This is a genomic window from Amycolatopsis ultiminotia, from assembly GCF_039536925.1.
GTDB lineage: Bacteria > Actinomycetota > Actinomycetes > Mycobacteriales > Pseudonocardiaceae > Amycolatopsis > Amycolatopsis ultiminotia.
Genome location: NZ_BAAAZN010000032.1, coordinates 1 through 15,939, shown reverse-complemented (window position 1 = coordinate 15,939; position 15,939 = coordinate 1). Strand labels below are relative to the sequence as shown.

The following is a 15,939-nucleotide window of genomic DNA, read 5'->3' as shown; positions in this document are numbered from 1 at the left end:
TTCAGTAACCGGGCGGGGTGATGGCCACGAAGAACGTGACCGGGCCCGCCTCGTCGTTGCGGTAGCGGTGCGGCAGCCGCGAATCGAAGTAGCACGAATCGCCGGTGGCCAGCCGGTGTTCGGCGCCATCCACCTCGGCCACGAGTGCCCCGCTGGTCACCACGACGCACTCCTCGGAGGGATGCGTCCACGGCCGCCCGGACGACACCCCACCCGGTTGCAGCGTCCCTTCGAGCAGTTCCAGCCTGCCGGAACCGGGTGACAGGCGGGCGTAGGAGATCTCGCCGTGCGGCGACTGCTGCCGGAGGCGGCGGTCCTTGCGCACCACCGCCACTTCGGACCGGTCCGGTTCGGCGAACAGGTCGAACAACGGCGTCTCGAGCGCCTTCGCCAGTACCCGCGCAGTCTGCAGGCTGGGATCGGTGAGCCCACGTTCAACCTGGCTGATCAATCCGGTGGACACCCCCGCCCGTGCGGCGAGTTCCCGGATCGTCAGTGATTTTGCCGTGCGCAGCAGGCGGATTCGTTCGCCTAGCCGGTCAGTGCATGGATCCGTGCCGGTCATCGTCGAACCGTCCCCGCGACTCTTCCGTCAGTACGGTTGAACCCGGTACTGTAGATATGGTCTACCGCTTTGTCAACGACCGTCACAGACACGAGATAGAGAGGATGTCGCGATGAGCATCCCCGCCGAAACTGCGGTCGAGCAGCTCCTGACCCACCTGAGCGAAGGCGGGCTGCGAGTCGTCGACCTGACGAACAAACTCAGTGCGGAGACCCCGACGCTGCGGCTGCCCGAGCCCTACGCGAACCTCGTCGACTTCAGCCTCGAACAGGTCAGTGCGTTCGACGACGCCGGTCCGCTGTGGCGGCACCACAACATCCACACCGGGGAGCACATCGGCACCCACCTGGACGCCCCGCGGCACTGGATCTCCAATCGCGACGGTGCCGACACCGCGCAGCTCCCGGTCGGCCGGCTGATCGGACCGGCGCACGTCCTCGACGTGTCCGCGCGGGTCGCCGAAGATCCGGACTTCCTGCTGGAGATCGAGGACATCCGCGCGTGGGAGGCCGAGCACGGGCCGCTGCGTGCGGGCGGCTGGCTGCTGGTGCGCTCCGGCTGGGAGCGCTACGCCCAGGACCGCGACGCGTTCCTCAACACCACCGACGGCGTGAGCCACACACCCGGCATCTCCGCGGCCGCGGCACGCTGGCTCGCGCAGGAAACGCCGATTGCCGGCTACGGCGTGGAAACGGTCGGGATCGACGCGGGCAACGGGTTCGCGCTCGACCCGCCGATGCCCGCGCACCACTTTCTGCTCGGCGCGGACAAGTACGGTGTCACGTCGCTGCAGAACCTCGGCACGCTGCCCGCCTCCGGGGCGCTCGTGGTGGTGTGTCCGCTGCCGATCGTCGGCGGCACCGGCAGCCCGGCAAGGGTACTCGCCATTGCGTCGTCCACTGTGGAGGGACAGTCGTGAACGTGGCGCAGGCGGTCGGGGTCGCACTGGGCCGGTTCGGCGTCCGGCGGGCATTCGGCGTGGTCGGCAGCGGCAACTTCCACTTCACCAACGGTCTGGTCCGCGGCGGCGTCGAGTTCGTCGCGGCCCGGCACGAGGGCGGCGCCACCACGATGGCGGACGCCTACGCCCGGTGCAGTGGCGAGGTAGCTGTCGTTTCGGTGCACCAAGGTTGCGGGCTGGGCAATGCGGTCACCGGTCTCGGCGAGGCGGCGAAGAGCCGCACGCCGTTGCTGGTGGTCACCGGCGAGGCCACCGATCCGCTCTCGAACTTCCACATCGACCAGGACGGCCTTGCCCGTTCGGTCGGCGCAGCCGGCGTTCTCGTGCGTTCGGCGCAGACCGCACTCGACGACGTCCGGCGCGCCTTCACCCAGGCGCGGCGAGATCGGCGCACTGTCCTGGTGCGACTTCCGCTCGACGTGCAGGCGGAATCGTTCGACGAACGCCTCCTCGACGAGCTGGCGCCGATCGAGCCGCTACCGTACCCGTGTGCGTCCGAACAGGACGTCGAGGCACTTGTTACTGCGTTGCGACAAGCGAACCGCCCGGTCTTCCTCGGTGGCCGCGGTGCGCGTTCCGCCCGGGAAGCGTTGGTGGAGCTGGCAGACCTCTGCGGTGCACTGCTCGCCGAAGGCGCAGTCGCGAAAGGACTGTTCGCCGGAGAGCCGTGGGCGATCGGCGTTTCCGGCGGGTTTTCCTCGCCTCCGGCGGCGGAACTCATCCGCGGCGCGGATCTCCTGGTCGGCTGGGGTTCCGCGCTGAACGACTGGACGACCGCGCACGGGCAGCTGATCGGTGCGGAGACGACGCTGGTGCAGGTCGACCTGGAGGCGGCGGCGATCGGGCGGAACCGCCCGGTGGCGCTCGGGATCGTCGGCGACGTCGCGGAGACCGCGCGGGCCGTTTCCCAGCGGCTGAACGAAGACAACCACCGCAGTGCCGGTTATCGTGCCAACGCGCAGCTCGTGCACGGGTTGCACTGGCGCGAGCAGCCCTACCCGGACGCCGGGACGGCGGACGCGATCGATCCACGGACCCTGTCGATCGCACTGGACGAGCTCGTGCCGGCGAACCGTGTGCTCGGCGTGGATTCCGGCAATTTCATGGGGTTTCCGACCATGTACCTCGACGTCCCGGACGAGAACGGGTGCTGCTTCACCCAGGCGTTCCAGTCGATCGGCCTCGGACTGGCGACCACGATCGGCGCGGCGCTCGCCCAGCCTGCCCGCTTCCCGGTCGCGGCCTGCGGGGACGGCGGATTCCTGATGAGTATCTCGGAACTCGAGACCGCCGTGCGGTTGCAGCTGCCGATGCTGATCGTCGTCTACAACGACCACGCCTACGGCGCCGAGGTGTACTTCTTCGAGCCCGACGGCCATCCGGCGGATACCGTCCGGTTCCCGGACACCGACCTCGCCGCGATCGCCCGCGGCTACGGCTGCGACGGGGTGAGCGTCCGCAGGCAAGCCGACCTGGCCGAGGTGGCCGCCAGGGTCTCGGCCGGGCTGACGCGCCCGCTCGTGGTCGACGCGAAGATCGTCGGCTTCAGCGCGTGGTGGCACCGGGCAGCGATGACACGACACTGAAACCGGTCAGCGAGGCACGGCAGCCAGCACCGCGTCCGCGACCGCACCACCGTCGCTGACGTCGAGCCGAGTCAGTCCCCGCTCGACGACGAGCTCCTGCAGCCGCTCCTGGAACCGCACTGTGCGAGCCAGGAATTGGTCGACCAGAAAACGTTCGTGCGCAAGGAGTTCGGCGTATCCGGCAGCACCGTGTATACGCGCCCGCAGCACTGCTTCGTCTGCAGTGAGCCACACCGCGGCCACGTCCGGCAGGTCCAGCGCGGAGACCGGCACAGGCCACAGCGCGGACCCTTCGAGCACCAGCCCCGGATGTGTGGTGATCAGTTCTTCGATCCGCGGCCACAGCCGGGCGTAATGCGCGTGCACGGAGTCGAGCAGTTCGTCGACGGTCAGCGTCGCGTAGTGCTCGACGACGTGCGGGGGTACCTCGCGGTCCGGCGTGCGCCAGGGACGGCCGGGATGCCGGGCCAGGTGGTCGGTCGACTGGTACGCGAAGCCGAGCCGCACGGCGAGTTGCCGCGCAGCCGTGGATTTGCCGACATTCGACGTGCCGCCGATCAGTACTACCCGCATCCGAGGTCAGCCGAGGGCTAGGCGGATTCGGGGGCGTCGTAAGTCGCGCGGGCGGCAAGGATCCGGCGCGCGTTGGAGCGGGACCAGTCGGCGATCTCGGCGGTGAGCCGGCCGATGTCGGCGCCGAGGTCGGTACGGGCGTATTCGACGCGCGGCGGGATCGTGGGGTAGACGGTGCGGCTGATCAGCCCGTCTCGCTCGAGGTTGCGCAGCGCCTGAGTCAGGGATTTCTGGGTCACTCCCTCGATGTGGCGGCGAAGCTCGGTGAAACGCAGCGGCCGCGCACTGCTGTTGAGGACGCTGAGCACGTACAGCACCCACTTGTTCGCCAGCACGTCGACGACCGTCCTGGACGGGCAGCCGCTTGCGTAGGTCTGCGGTAAGTCAGTATCCATCAGGTACCAATGTATCTGTGGGGTGCCTTCTTCACAACGGATATCGACTTCGGGCAGGCTCCAAGCACGCTGTCGTTACCGAAGGAGAAGATGATGATTCTGGTGACCGGGGCTTCCGGGAAAATCGGCTCGGAGGCGGTCCGGCTGCTCACCGCGAAGCAGCTTCCGACGCGGGCGCTCGTCCGTGACCCGGCGCGCGCACCGCAGGGCGGTGCAGAGGTGGCCGTCGGCGATTTCGACCTCCCCGAGACACTCGACGACGCGCTGTCCGGCGTCACGACGCTCCTGCTGATCAGCCCGTCGGTGCCGAGCCAGGAGATCGCGGTGATCGACAGCGCCGTCCGGCACGGGGTGGGCCACATCGTGAAGGTCACCAACCACAAGGCGACCGCGGACTCCCCGGTCCCCCGGCGCCGCGACCACGCCCGGATCGAGGCACACCTGCGCGCCACCGGCGTGGCGCACACCCTGCTCGGACCGAATCTGTTCATGCAGAACCTCTTCGCGATCGCCCCGGAGGTCAAGCAGTCGCACGGCTTCACGATGTCCACCGGCGACGGCCGGTTCGGCATGGTCGACGCCCGCGACGTCGCCGCCACCGCGGCCGCGATCGCCGCCTCGCCGAGCGGGCACGCGGGCCGCAGCTACCTGCTCACCGGCCCGGAGCTGATCACCTACACCGATGTCGCGGACGCCCTCACCGCCGCGCTCGGCCACAAGATCGACTACCACGCGATCTCGCCCGGCACACACCGGAAGGCGATGCTCGAAGCCGGCGTCCCGGAGCCGGTCGCCACGTCGAACGCCCACGTGTTCGAGCTGATCGCCAACGGCGACGCGGAATGGCTGTCCGGCGACATCACAACGATCACCGGCACCCAGCCACGCAGCCTGCGTGAATTCCTCGACGACCACCTCGCCGCGTTCGGCTGAGAAGTTCCGTTGTGGCTCCGCCGGACGAACCGCCCCTAGCCTTCGGCCGTCCCGCCGCCGGCCAGTATCCGTTTCACCAGCCAGTTCACCAGCCACAACAGCACTCCTACCGCGAGCAGGATCGCCGCCACCCGGTAGTCCTGCGCCGGGCGGCCGGAGAACGGGCTCACCAGGTACAGGCAGAACACCGCGGCCAGCGCCGGGATCACCGTGGGAGCGCGGAAATGCCGGTGTGCCACCCGGTCCCGGCGCAACACCAGCACCGCGACGTTGACGATGGCGAACACCACGAGCAACAGCAGTGCGGTGGTGCCGCCGAGTGCGCTGATGTCCGCGAAGGACACCAGGACAATCGCGATCAGGCTGGTGAACACGATCGACACCCACGGCGTGCGCCGGGCCGGGTGGACCCGGCCGAAGATCGGCGGCAGCACCCGCTCGTTCGCCAGCCCGTACAGCAGCCTGCTGGCCATCAGCATGTTGATCAGCGCGGAGTTGATCACCGCGAACAGGCCGATCGCGGAGAAGATCTCGCGCGGGAAGCCGGGCGCACCCACGTCGAGGACCTTCAGCAGGGCGTCGCTCTCGGCCGAGGCCAGGTCACCGGCCGGCACGAGCAGCGAGGAGGTCACCGACACCAGCACGTAGACGGTCGCGGCGACGACCATGCCCCACAGCATCGCGCGCGGGAAGATGCGCACCGGTTCGTGACACTCCTCGGCCATGTTGACCGAATCCTCGAAACCCACCATCGCGAAGAAGGCCAGCGAGGTGGCCGAGGTGATGGCCACCAGCCAGGTCTGGTCCGCGGTGTCGACCTCGACCAGCCGGGCAGGCTCACCTTCGCCGTTCAGCACCGCCCACACGCCCACGCCGATGATGATCAGCAGCCCGGACAGCTCGATGCAGGTGAGCACCACGTTGGCCTTCACCGATTCGCCGACGCCGCGGAAGTTCACCAACGCCAGCAGGAGCACGAAGGCGATGGCCACCAGCACCGTCGGCAGCTTTACGAAGGCGGCGAGGTAGGTGGCGCCGAACGCGACCGCGGCCGAGGACGCCGACGTGATGCCGGAGCACATCACCGCGAACGCGACCATGAAGGTCAGGAACGGCACCCCGAACGCCTTGTTCGTGTACAGCGCCGCGCCGGCCGCCCGCGGGTACTTGCCGACGAGTTCGAGATAGCTGAACGCGGTCATGAAGGCAACCACGAACGCCAGCAGGAACGGCAGCCACAGCGCCCCGCCGACCCGGCCCGCGACCTGCCCGGTCAGCGCGTACACGCCGGTGCCGATGATGTCGCCGACCACGAAGAACAGCAGCAGCTTCGGCCCCATGACGCGCCGCAGCTGCGGTTCCTCCGGCCGCGGCGTTGACACGCTTACCTCCGCCATGGGCGAAGAGTCTGCCTTGTCCCGCCGGGTGCGGAAAGTCGGTCAGGCTCCGGTGACCGCGGTACGGACCAGCGGAGCCATCATCTGCTGCGTCATCTTGACCGGGCCGGTGTAGTTGATCAGCACCGGAATACCGTCGGCGAGCTTGGCCGCGGCGAGCGTGGCGGTCTTCTGCTGGTCCTGGTAGTACACCGCGCCGTCCGGGAAGCCCGGCACGTCCACCGCGCCGGCCTTGGCCTGCTTGACCGCGGCGATCATCTCCGCCGGCTTGGCCTGACGTCCCTCGTAGCGGGTCACCGCGAGCGCGCCGGCCTGCTTGTCGCCGACCAGGTACTCACAGCTGGTGGCCTTGCCGCCGTTGCTCGCGTTGTTCTCGGTCGGACCCGGTTTCGCCGTGACACCGGGGATGTTGATCGCCTTGCCCACCTCGTCCGCGGACAGCAGCGAGCAGGTGTCCGCCTGCTTCCCGGCCGGAGCGGACGAGGCAGCGGACGAAGCGGGGGCGGACGAGGACGGTTTGGGGGCGGAGGCCTGCTGGTCACCCGACGAACAGGCGGCGAGCGCGGCGGCGGCGACCAGCAACGCGATCGGTAAGGCACGCATGCCGCGCATACTAGGCCGTTTGGAGCAGCGCCTTCGGGCCCGGTCCGCGATAGCACCGGTCACCAGCACGGGAACGCCGCCCGGCGGCTTCAGCTCAGGCGGTGGCGGCGACGTCGTCCTCCGCGACCGGTGCCCGGTACCGCCAGAACGCCGGGAGCAGCAAGGTCGCACCGATCACGAACACGATCACCAGCAGCCCGCCCGCGGTGGCCGCGAACGCGGTGCCCCAGGTGGCCGCCGCCCAGCCGTGCGTGAGGTCGGCGATCCGCGGCCCGCCCGCGACGACCACGGTGAACACACCCTGCAGCCGGCCACGCATCTCGTCGGTGGTCGCGGTCTGCAGGATCGCCTGCCGGTACACCGCGCTGACCATGTCGGCCGCGCCGGCGAGCGCCATGAACACCACCGCGAGCCACAGCGAGTGCGCGAGGCCGAAGGCCGCCACCGCGGCACCCCACAGGCAGATCGCCACGACCACCGCCACGCCGTGCCGGTACACCCGATGCAGCCAGCCGGAGAACAGGCCGATCAGCATCGCCCCCGCGGGCAACGCCGCGTAGAGCAGTCCGAGCGCGGGACCACCACCGGGCGGATCGCCGAAGGTGCGTTCGGCCATCTCCGGCACCAGCGCCCGCGGCATACCGGCGACCATCGCGATGATGTCCGCCACGAACGACGCGAGCAGCACCTTCTGCGTGGCCAGGTAGCGGAACCCGTCGACCACCGAGCCCAGCCCCGCACCCCGCGACTTGTCCCCGAGCGGCGGGATGGCAGGCAGCCGCCACACTGCGACCAGCGTGATCAGCAGCGCGCAGACGTCGACGAGGTACAGCGTGGACAGGCCGATCACCGGGATCAGCGCACCGCCGAACAACGGGCCGAACACCGCACCGAAGGTGGACATCGTGGTGTTGAGCGCGTTCGCCGACGGCAACAACGACGCCGGGACGAGCCGCGCGACGACCGCGCCACGGGTGGGCATGTTGATCGCGAAGAATGCCTGGTTGGCGGCCAGCAGCCCGAGCACCAGCCACACCGAGTCGAACCCGGCGAAGGCCTGCAGCCACAGCAGCGCCGAGGTGACCGCCACGCCGACATTGGTGATCAGCAGCAGCTTGCGGCGGTCGACCGCGTCCGCGATCGCCCCGCCCCACAGCCCGAACACGAGCAGCGGTACCAGCGCCACCGCGCCGGTGAGCCCGACGTACCCGGACGAACCGGTCAGATCGAAGATCTGCTTCGGCACCGCGACCGCGGTCAGCTGCGAGCCGACCGCGGTGACCGCGGTGGACATCCACAGCCTGCGGAACGCCGGGATCTTCAGCGGTCGGGTGTCGACGATGATCCGGCCGAGGAGCTTCCGTGCCCTGCCGCGGGGCTCCCCGGTCCCGGGTTCAGCACTCACGGCTGTCGACTTTAGCTACGCTAACCAACTATCGGCCAGGTGATTTCGCACTCGGTAGCACTGCCGCGGATGCTCAGGGGGCGAGCCGCTCCACGTGCCAGCCGTCGTGCGTGCGGTGGAAGCGGAGCCGGTCGTGCATACGGTCTTCCCGGCCCTGCCAGAACTCCACGTAGTCCGGCCGGATCCGCCAGCCGCCCCAGTGCGGCGGGGCCGGGATCTGCTCGACTTCGGCGAACTGGCGCTCGACCGTGCGCAGGGCATTGTTCAGCGCGCGCCTGCCGTCGACCACCCGCGACTGCGGTGAGGCCCACGCGCCCAGCTGCGAGCCGCGCGGACGCTGGGCCCAGTAGGCGGCCGTCTCGCCCGCACCGACCTTCTCCACCTCACCGCGCACTGTGACCTGCCGGTGCAGCCCATACCAGGGGAAGGTGACCGACGCGTAGCGGGTGGCCGTGAGGTTGTGACTCTTCTCCGAGGTGTAGTTCGTGTAGAAGACGACACCGCGCTCGTCGAGTCCTTTGCACAGCACCGTGCGCGAGGAGGGCCGCCCCTCGGCATCGGCGGTGGCGAGCACCATCGCGTTGGGCTCGGCAAGGCCCTCGGAGACCGCCTGGCTCAGCCAGTTCTGCAGCTGCTCGGTCCACGTCGAGGCCAGCGCCGACTCGTCGAACGGCGCGCCGTCGTAAGCCACCCGCATGCCGGGCAGCCGCACGATCGCGTCGGCCACCTCGTCGATCTCCGGTGTCATCCGGCCCAACCTCTCGTCACCCCTGGCAGAGTTCTCGACTCACGGCTATCCGCCGACGGTATTGGCTCGCCGTGCCCGGCGAAACCCACCGAACGGTGACTCCTGCCACGCCGAGCACGCCCTGATCGATCCAGGTCACGGGCGGGTGATCGCGGCGAGCATGAGCTCGCGCAGCTCCTTGGTCACGTCCTCGACCGGCAGCGGCGGCTCGTGCGCCTGCCATTCCCGCAGCAGTCCGGTCGCGGCGCCGACGAGTGCGATCGCAGTCAGCCGGTAGTCGCGGTCGGGCGCGATGCCCGCGGCCACCGCCCGGCGGGCCTGCTTCTCGATGAAGCCGGCCCAGCGGTGGACCCAGACCTGGCGCTGCGCTTCCATCTCCGGGCTGACCCCGACCACTTCCACGTAGTTGAGCCGGGGCATCCGCGGATCGCTCGTGACGGTGGCCACGAACACCTCCAGCAGCCGCTCGGTCCGCGCCATCGCATCGGCGTCGGGCCCCTCCTTCAGCGCGGCGGTGACGTGCCGCAGCGCCAGCGAGTTGCTCCGGTCGTGCAGGATCCGCAGAACCTCCTCCAGCCCGCCGAACTCCTCGTAGAAGTTCCGCGTGGACACTCCTGCCCGGCTGCACAGCTGGGTGATCCTCGTGCGCCGGAAGCCCTTCTCGGTGAAGAGCTCGAGTGCCGCGGCCAGCAGGCGCTCCCGCCGCTCGGCGCGCCTGCGCTCGGGCGAGACGCCACCGTAGGTACGGGCCACAGGTTCCCTTCCCACTAATGAAAATGTGCCTGACCAAAAGCGTGCGCACACACCGGCCAGGGCACGAATTTCTAGCAGGAGAGGCTTTTCAAGGCAACAACGGCATCCGCTGCCAACGCGGTGGTGAGCGTGCCACCCGCGGCCAGCGGGGTACGGGACCACCACGCACCCGATGCCGCGGGCCGGGCCGGACCACCGAAGTCGAGGTCCGTGGCGAGCACCCGGTGCCCGGCGAGCACGGTCAGCGCACCGTCCAGCGCGGGATCTCCGACGGTCTGCGTCTGGTGCAGTGCCGGGACTCCGCCCCGCGTCACGCGCACCGTGCTGCGCAGCCGTCCCGGCCGTTCACCCGCACGACCGAGCACGAGCACTTCCCGGGTGTGGAAACGAGAATTTTCCGCCAGCGTGGCGCGGAGCACCGCGGCGTGGTCCGCGCGCGCAGTCACGACCGTCGGCTCGGGCAGGTACTCCAGTGAAGCACCGTCCTCGACTTCGACGTCCACGATGCAGGAGCTGGGTTCGCCGTGCATGCCGGGCAGCGCGAGCGTCGCTGCGACTCCGGAAAGCCGCAGCCTCGCCCCCGGCCCGACGTGCACGTCGAGACGCAGCTCATCCCCGCCCAGCGGACTGGTGGCCGAGTTGACCAGGTGCACCACGGCCCCGGTTCCGTTGTGCCGTCGGGGAAAGAGCGTGAGTGGCGCCATCGAACGCAGCTCCCGCAGCACGGTACGCCCGCCCTCGAGACAGGCGACCAGCCGCGCGTGCGCCTTCACCCGTGGTGCACCGGAAGCAGCGACCGCACCCAGTCCGCAACCACCGGCGCATCCGGAGTGTCCACAAGAGACTGTGCGAGCACCGGAAGCGTGCCCCGCATCCGATGTGCATCGGCGGTCATCACGGTCAGATCGGCGCCGACGAGCGGTGCGAGGTCGGTTTTGTTGATCACCAACAGGTCTGCCGTGGTCACGCCGGGACCGCCCTTGCGCGGGACCTTGTCCCCGCCGGCAACGTCGACCACGAAGATCTGACTGTCGGCGAGACCGCGGCTGAAGACCGCGGTGAGGTTGTCACCCCCGCTTTCGATGATCACCAGGTCCAGGCCGGGGAACCGGTCTTCCAGCCGCTCCACCGCGTCGAGGTTCGCACTGATGTCGTCGCGGATCGCGGTGTGCGGGCAGGCCCCGGTCTGCACCGCCTCGATCCGCTCCGGTGCGAGAACGCCTGCCCGGCGCAGGAAATCCGCGTCCTCGGTGGTGTAGATGTCGTTGGTGACCACGGCCAGGTTCAGCTCACCGCCCAGCGCACGGCACAGTGCCGCGGTGAGCGCGGTCTTGCCGCTGCCGACCGGCCCGCCGATGCCGATGCGGTAGGCCCGTCCGGCACTCGGTTCGGCCTCGTAGTGGTCCGGGCCCGCGGCGGTGGGGTCGAAATCGACCGGATGCACATGACCGTGACCGTGGTTAGCTGGCAAAGAGACGCACCTCTTCCTGGTGGTGCCGAGCGTGTTCCTCGGCGAACAGATCCAGCGCCGGTGACGCCGGAGCGGGCAGGTCGGCCGGATCGGCACCGGCACTTTCCGCGGCTTCGGCACAGACTTCCCGCAGTGGCTCGGCGAGCCGTGCGAGCACCGCGTTCACCGCAAACGGATCGAGTCCGAGCAACCGGACGGCCGCGCTCGCCGGACCGCTGATCGCGAGGTAGGCCACCGCCATCGCCGCCTCCGACGACGTCCCGCCGCCGATCCCGACGAGCGCACCGCAGATCACCGCGTGATGCGGGCGCGGGGTCTCCCGCAGCAGTGCGGTCAGCACCGGGGACGGCCACGCGAGCCGCCCGGCGCGTGCGGTTCCACGGCCCTGTGCCCGGGAGGCCTCCCGTTGCGCCGGCGAGGGAGTTCGTGCGTCGAGTTCCAGATCCAGGGTTCGCCACTGTGCACTGTGCACGTTCCTGGCCGCCGCATGCGTGGCGGCTGCGGCAAAAACCGCGGCCAGCGCACCGGCCGTGCGCAACCGTCCGAAGAGGAATCCCGGCAGGTCCTGTTCGGACTTGAGCAGACCACGCGAGACCGCCTCTTCGAGACCGCCGGAATGCACGTGGCCACCGCCCGGGAACCGGGAGTCGGCGAGGATCAGCGCGGAAAGGTCCATCAGAACAGGAAGTACCGCTGTGCCATCGGCAGTTCGGTGACCGGCTGCGGTTCGATCAGCTCGCCGTCCACGTGCACCGCGAAGCTGTCCGGCTCCACCCGGATGTCCGGGGTGGCGTCGTTGAGCACCATATCGGCCTTGCCGCGGCCACGTGTGTCGGCAACCGCAACCAGCCTGCGCGCGATACCGAACCGTTCCGGCAACCCGGAATCCAGCGCTTCCGGCGCGACGAAGTGCAGACCGGACGCGGCCGCGACCGGTGGCGCCGCCCCGAACATCGGCCGCGCGAGCACCGGTTGTGGCGTGGGGATCGAGGCGTTCGCGTCGCCCATCGCGGCCCACGCCGGGAAGCCGCCCTTGAGCACCACGTGCGGACGAACCCCGAAGAACTTCGGTTCCCACAGCACGAGATCGGCCAGCTTGCCGACCTCCACCGAGCCGATCTCACCGGACATCCCGTGCGCGATGGCCGGGTTGATCGTGTACTTCGCCACGTAACGCCGGGCACGCAGGTTGTCCGCGGCACCGTCGCCGGGCAGCGCGCCACGACGGCGTTTCATCACGTGCGCGGTCTGCCAGGTGCGGATGATCACCTCGCCGATCCGGCCCATCGCCTGTGAATCGGAACTCATCATCGAGATCGCGCCCAGATCGTGCAGCACGTCCTCGGCGGCAATCGTGCTCGGCCGGATCCGGCTTTCCGCGAACGCCAGGTCTTCGGGCACCGACGGGTTGAGGTGGTGGCACACCATGAGCATGTCGAGGTGCTCGTCGAGGGTGTTCGCGGTGTGCGGCCGGGTCGGATTGGTCGAGGACGGCAGGACGTTCGGCAAGCCCGCGACCCGGATGATGTCCGGCGCGTGCCCGCCGCCGGCACCCTCGGTGTGGTAGGCGTTGATCGACCGGCCGGCAATGGCATCCACAGTGGACTCCAGGAAGCCCGCCTCGTTGAGCGTGTCGGTGTGGATCGCCACCTGCACCCCGGATTCGCCTGCCACGGTGAGGCAGGCGTCGATCGCGGCGGGCGTGGAACCCCAGTCCTCGTGCAGTTTGAACCCACCCGCACCGGCCGCCAGCTGTTCACGCAATGCCTCCTGGCGCACGGTATTGCCCTTGCCCAGCAACAGCACGTTCACCGGCTGACCGTCCATTGCGGACAACATGCGGCCGAGATGCCAGGAACCCGGCGTGACCGTGGTCGCCCTGGTGCCCTCGTTCGGCCCGGTGCCGCCGCCGACCAGCGTGGTCAGCCCGGCGGCGAGTGCGGTGTCCACCAGCTGCGGGCAGATGAAGTGCACGTGGCAGTCGATCCCGCCGGCGGTGAGGATCCGCCCGTTGCCGGAGAGCACCTCGGTGGACGGCCCGATCACCAGTGCCGGATCGACGCCGTCCATGGTGTCCGGATTGCCCGCCTTGCCGATCCCGGTGATCCGCCCGTCGCGGACGCCGACGTCGGCCTTCACCACACCCCAGTGGTCGAGGATCACCGCGCCGGTGATGATCAGGTCGGGCGTGCCCTCGGCGCGGGTGGCCTGGCTCTGGCCCATGGATTCGCGGATCACCTTGCCACCGCCGAACAGCACCTCGTCACCGCTGCCCGCGGGGCCGACCGACCGGTCTTCGGTGACCTCGATGAGCAGGTCGGTGTCGGCGAGCCGGATCCGGTCACCGGTGGTCGGCCCGAACAGCTCGGCGTAGCGGGTGCGGTCGAGGTCCGGCATCAGCGCGCCTCGTTCCGCAAACCCGGCACCCGCCGGCGACCGGCGAGCGGAACGAGGTCCACCTCCCGTTCGACGCCGGGTTCGAACCGCACGGACGTCCCCGCCGGCACGTCGAGCCGGCACCCGCGAGCGGCCGCACGGTCGAAGTCGAGCGCGGGGTTGCACACTGCGAAGTGGTAGTGCGAACCGACCTGGACCGGCCGGTCGCCGAGGTTGCGCACGAGCAGCCGGACCCGCGGGCGCCCCGGGTTGAGCGGCACCGGCCGGTCGCCGGGGATGATCTCGCCAGGACGCATCCGGCTGCTCCTAAACGATCGGATCGTGCACGGTGACGAGCTTCGTGCCGTCTGGGAAAGTGGCCTCTACCTGCACGGAGTCGACCATCTCCGGCACCCCGCCGAGGACATCGGCGCTGGAGAGCACGGTGCGCCCGCTCGCCACGAGCTCACTGACCGTGCGCCCGTCCCGCGCCCCTTCCAGCACGTGGTCGGTGATCAACGCGACGGCCTCGGGGTAGTTGAGCAGCACACCCCGTTCGAGCCGCCGCCGAGCCACCTCGGCCGCGACGTGGACCAGCAGCTTGTCCCGTTCCTGCGGACTGAGGTGCATGAGCACCGGTCTACCACCTGCCCGGCCCGGCCACCGGATTCGGAAACACAGGTTTTACCTCGGCCGTACCGGACCACCGCACCCGCAAGGTCCGCAGCCACCCGGCTCACCTGCGGTGCGGGCACCCCCCGGCCACCGGCCGTTCATCCCCGGTTGCCGGAGAACTTGCCGTTTCCGCCGGGCCTCGGCTGAATCGTTCTCGGAATCGTGACCGAAACCACGACTTCTTCCGTTGCCCCGGGGTGGGTCGGAGGAGCATGGTTTGTCCACCGTGCGATGAGGCGCGCCAGGAGCCAGCGTGTATCCCGTCCGCGCGCGTGAGAACACAGCCGGGGAAATGCGCATCGAAAGGGTTCGCGAGAGTGACTACCTCCACGACCAGCAAAACCGAACAGGCCGACGACGGCTTCCGGCCGGGACTCGAAGGCGTCGTTGCATTCCACACCGAAATCGCCGAACCCGACCGGGACGGTGGTGCACTGCGCTATCGCGGCGTCGACATCGAGGATCTTGCGGGCAAGGTGACCTTCGGGGACGTCTGGGCCCTGCTGGTCGACAGCCGGTTCGGGCGCGGGCTTCCGCCTGCCGAGCCGTTCCCGCTTCCGGTGCACACCGGGGACGTCCGCGTGGACGTTCAGTCCGCGCTCGCCATGCTCGCCCCGATCTGGGGCTTCCACCCGCTGCTCGACATCACCGACGACGAGGCCCGCGACCAGCTGGCCCGCGCCTCGGTGATGGCGCTGTCCTACGTCGCGCAGTCCGCGCGCGGGCTGAACGAGCCCGCCGTGCCGCAGGCGCGGGTGGACGAGGCGTCGTCGATCACCGAGCGGTTCCTGATCCGCTGGCGCGGTGAGCCGAACCCGGACCACGTCAAGGCGCTCGACGCGTACTGGGTGTCCGCCGCCGAGCACGGGCTCAACGCGTCCACCTTCACCGCGCGGGTCATCGCCTCGACCGGAGCCGACGTCGCCGCGTCGCTCTCCGGTGCGATCGGCGCGATGTCCGGACCGCTGCACGGCGGTGCCCCGGCCAGGGTGCTGCCGATGATCGAGGAGGTCGAGCGCAGCGGTGACGCCGCGGGCCTGGTCAAGGGCATCCTCGACCGCAAGGAGCGGCTGATGGGCTTCGGCCACCGCGTGTACCGCGCGGAGGACCCGCGGGCCCGCGTGCTGCGCCGCACCTGCAAGGAACTGGGCGCCGAACGCTACGAGGTCGCCGCCGCACTGGAGCAGGCCGCGCTGACCGAGCTGCGGGAACGCCGTCCGGACCACCCGATCGAAACGAACGTGGAATTCTGGGCCGCGGTGATCCTGGACTTCGCACAGGTTCCGCCGCACATGATGCCCGCGATGTTCTCCTCGGCCCGTACCGCGGGCTGGGCGGCGCACATCCTGGAGCAGAAGAAGACCGGCCGCCTCGTCCGCCCGTCGGCCAAGTACGTCGGGCCTGCCCCGCGCAAGCCGGAAGACGTCGAGGGCTGGGCAAGCGTCACCAAGCACTGAAAGCGAAACCGAAACGCCGGGACCCACGCAGGGTCCGGGCG

At 69.7% G+C, this 15,939-nt stretch carries 18 protein-coding genes; 4 read left to right on the top strand and 14 right to left on the bottom strand.

Annotated elements, in window-relative coordinates:
* Position 1: 1 nt before the first annotated feature.
* On the bottom strand, positions 2-565 hold the full coding sequence (locus tag ABD793_RS40890; protein ID WP_344869104.1) for a helix-turn-helix domain-containing protein: 564 nt from the start codon (positions 563-565) through the stop codon (positions 2-4).
* 112 nt (positions 566-677) lie between these two features.
* On the opposite strand from ABD793_RS40890, the gene ABD793_RS40885 reads away from it, so the two are divergent.
* Positions 678-1,484: a cyclase family protein gene (locus ABD793_RS40885; protein WP_344869102.1), complete on the top strand. Its 807-nt coding sequence runs from the start codon at positions 678-680 to the stop codon at positions 1,482-1,484.
* Positions 1,481-3,112 carry a thiamine pyrophosphate-binding protein gene (locus ABD793_RS40880; RefSeq protein WP_344869100.1) on the top strand — a complete coding sequence of 544 codons (1,632 nt, stop codon included), beginning with the start codon at positions 1,481-1,483 and terminating at the stop codon, positions 3,110-3,112. Before ABD793_RS40885 ends, ABD793_RS40880 begins: the two co-directional genes overlap by 4 nt.
* A gap of 6 nt (positions 3,113-3,118) precedes the next feature.
* Here ABD793_RS40880 and ABD793_RS40875 read toward each other — a convergent pair whose 3' ends face one another.
* Positions 3,119-3,685: an AAA family ATPase gene (locus tag ABD793_RS40875; protein ID WP_344869098.1), complete on the bottom strand. Its 567-nt coding sequence runs from the start codon at positions 3,683-3,685 to the stop codon at positions 3,119-3,121.
* Between the two features lie 17 nt (positions 3,686-3,702).
* Positions 3,703-4,080, bottom strand: coding sequence for a winged helix-turn-helix transcriptional regulator (locus ABD793_RS40870; protein WP_344869097.1), 378 nt, complete (start codon positions 4,078-4,080; stop codon positions 3,703-3,705).
* A 93-nt stretch (positions 4,081-4,173) separates the two neighbouring features.
* Between ABD793_RS40870 and ABD793_RS40865 the strand changes: the two genes are divergently transcribed.
* On the top strand, positions 4,174-5,013 hold the full coding sequence (locus ABD793_RS40865) for an SDR family oxidoreductase (RefSeq protein ID WP_344869096.1): 840 nt from the start codon (positions 4,174-4,176) through the stop codon (positions 5,011-5,013).
* Positions 5,014-5,048: 35 nt separating this feature from the next.
* On the opposite strand, the gene ABD793_RS40860 is transcribed toward ABD793_RS40865, so the two are convergent.
* The 11 genes from ABD793_RS40860 to ABD793_RS40810 form a co-directional block, all read right to left on the bottom strand.
* Positions 5,049-6,410, bottom strand: a complete 1,362-nt coding sequence (locus ABD793_RS40860; protein WP_344869095.1) for an APC family permease — start codon at positions 6,408-6,410, stop codon at positions 5,049-5,051.
* A gap of 42 nt (positions 6,411-6,452) precedes the next feature.
* Positions 6,453-7,013, bottom strand: a complete 561-nt coding sequence (locus ABD793_RS40855) for a DUF3558 family protein (RefSeq protein WP_344869093.1) — start codon at positions 7,011-7,013, stop codon at positions 6,453-6,455.
* A 94-nt stretch (positions 7,014-7,107) separates the two neighbouring features.
* Positions 7,108-8,418 carry an MFS transporter gene (locus ABD793_RS40850; RefSeq protein WP_344869092.1) on the bottom strand — a complete coding sequence of 437 codons (1,311 nt, stop codon included), beginning with the start codon at positions 8,416-8,418 and terminating at the stop codon, positions 7,108-7,110.
* Positions 8,419-8,491: 73 nt separating this feature from the next.
* Positions 8,492-9,166, bottom strand: coding sequence for a pyridoxamine 5'-phosphate oxidase (gene pdxH / locus ABD793_RS40845; protein ID WP_344869090.1), 675 nt, complete (start codon positions 9,164-9,166; stop codon positions 8,492-8,494).
* A gap of 135 nt (positions 9,167-9,301) precedes the next feature.
* Positions 9,302-9,919: a TetR/AcrR family transcriptional regulator gene (locus ABD793_RS40840; protein WP_344869157.1), complete on the bottom strand. Its 618-nt coding sequence runs from the start codon at positions 9,917-9,919 to the stop codon at positions 9,302-9,304.
* Positions 9,920-9,990: 71 nt separating this feature from the next.
* Positions 9,991-10,692 (bottom strand): urease accessory protein UreD, encoded by a 702-nt coding sequence (locus ABD793_RS40835; RefSeq protein ID WP_344869089.1) that lies wholly within the window; start codon positions 10,690-10,692, stop codon positions 9,991-9,993.
* Positions 10,689-11,390 (bottom strand): urease accessory protein UreG, encoded by a 702-nt coding sequence (gene ureG, locus ABD793_RS40830; protein WP_344869088.1) that lies wholly within the window; start codon positions 11,388-11,390, stop codon positions 10,689-10,691. Before ureG ends, ABD793_RS40835 begins: the two co-directional genes overlap by 4 nt.
* Positions 11,380-12,066: an urease accessory protein UreF gene (locus ABD793_RS40825; RefSeq protein ID WP_344869087.1), complete on the bottom strand. Its 687-nt coding sequence runs from the start codon at positions 12,064-12,066 to the stop codon at positions 11,380-11,382. Before ABD793_RS40825 ends, ureG begins: the two co-directional genes overlap by 11 nt.
* A complete protein-coding gene (locus ABD793_RS40820; protein ID WP_344869086.1) occupies positions 12,066-13,787 on the bottom strand; it encodes an urease subunit alpha in 1,722 nt (573 codons plus the stop codon). Before ABD793_RS40820 ends, ABD793_RS40825 begins: the two co-directional genes overlap by 1 nt.
* A complete protein-coding gene (locus tag ABD793_RS40815; RefSeq protein WP_344869085.1) occupies positions 13,787-14,083 on the bottom strand; it encodes an urease subunit beta in 297 nt (98 codons plus the stop codon). The genes ABD793_RS40820 and ABD793_RS40815 overlap by 1 nt, the downstream gene beginning before the upstream one ends.
* A gap of 10 nt (positions 14,084-14,093) precedes the next feature.
* On the bottom strand, positions 14,094-14,396 hold the full coding sequence (locus ABD793_RS40810; RefSeq protein WP_344869083.1) for an urease subunit gamma: 303 nt from the start codon (positions 14,394-14,396) through the stop codon (positions 14,094-14,096).
* Positions 14,397-14,758: 362 nt separating this feature from the next.
* Between ABD793_RS40810 and ABD793_RS40805 the strand changes: the two genes are divergently transcribed.
* Entirely contained in the window at positions 14,759-15,898 is a 1,140-nt protein-coding gene (locus ABD793_RS40805; protein ID WP_344869082.1) for a citrate synthase 2, read from the top strand.
* The last annotated feature ends 41 nt before the right edge of the window (positions 15,899-15,939 follow it).

What these genes read in the sequence shown, in the direction of transcription:
- ABD793_RS40870 (WP_344869097.1), bottom strand. Translation starts at nt 4,080, where the DNA reads ATGGATACTGACTTACCGCAGACCTACGCAAGCGGCTGCCCGTCCAGG.
- ABD793_RS40855 (WP_344869093.1), bottom strand. Translation starts at nt 7,013, where the DNA reads ATGCGTGCCTTACCGATCGCGTTGCTGGTCGCCGCCGCCGCGCTCGCC.
- ABD793_RS40810 (WP_344869083.1), bottom strand. Translation starts at nt 14,396, where the DNA reads ATGCACCTCAGTCCGCAGGAACGGGACAAGCTGCTGGTCCACGTCGCG.
- pdxH (WP_344869090.1), bottom strand. Translation starts at nt 9,166, where the DNA reads ATGACACCGGAGATCGACGAGGTGGCCGACGCGATCGTGCGGCTGCCC.
- ABD793_RS40890 (WP_344869104.1), bottom strand. Translation starts at nt 565, where the DNA reads ATGACCGGCACGGATCCATGCACTGACCGGCTAGGCGAACGAATCCGC.
- ABD793_RS40860 (WP_344869095.1), bottom strand. Translation starts at nt 6,410, where the DNA reads ATGGCGGAGGTAAGCGTGTCAACGCCGCGGCCGGAGGAACCGCAGCTG.
- ABD793_RS40825 (WP_344869087.1), bottom strand. Translation starts at nt 12,066, where the DNA reads ATGGACCTTTCCGCGCTGATCCTCGCCGACTCCCGGTTCCCGGGCGGT.
- ABD793_RS40885 (WP_344869102.1), top strand. Translation starts at nt 678, where the DNA reads ATGAGCATCCCCGCCGAAACTGCGGTCGAGCAGCTCCTGACCCACCTG.
- ABD793_RS40865 (WP_344869096.1), top strand. Translation starts at nt 4,174, where the DNA reads ATGATTCTGGTGACCGGGGCTTCCGGGAAAATCGGCTCGGAGGCGGTC.
- ABD793_RS40875 (WP_344869098.1), bottom strand. Translation starts at nt 3,685, where the DNA reads ATGCGGGTAGTACTGATCGGCGGCACGTCGAATGTCGGCAAATCCACG.
- ABD793_RS40820 (WP_344869086.1), bottom strand. Translation starts at nt 13,787, where the DNA reads ATGCCGGACCTCGACCGCACCCGCTACGCCGAGCTGTTCGGGCCGACC.
- ABD793_RS40815 (WP_344869085.1), bottom strand. Translation starts at nt 14,083, where the DNA reads ATGCGTCCTGGCGAGATCATCCCCGGCGACCGGCCGGTGCCGCTCAAC.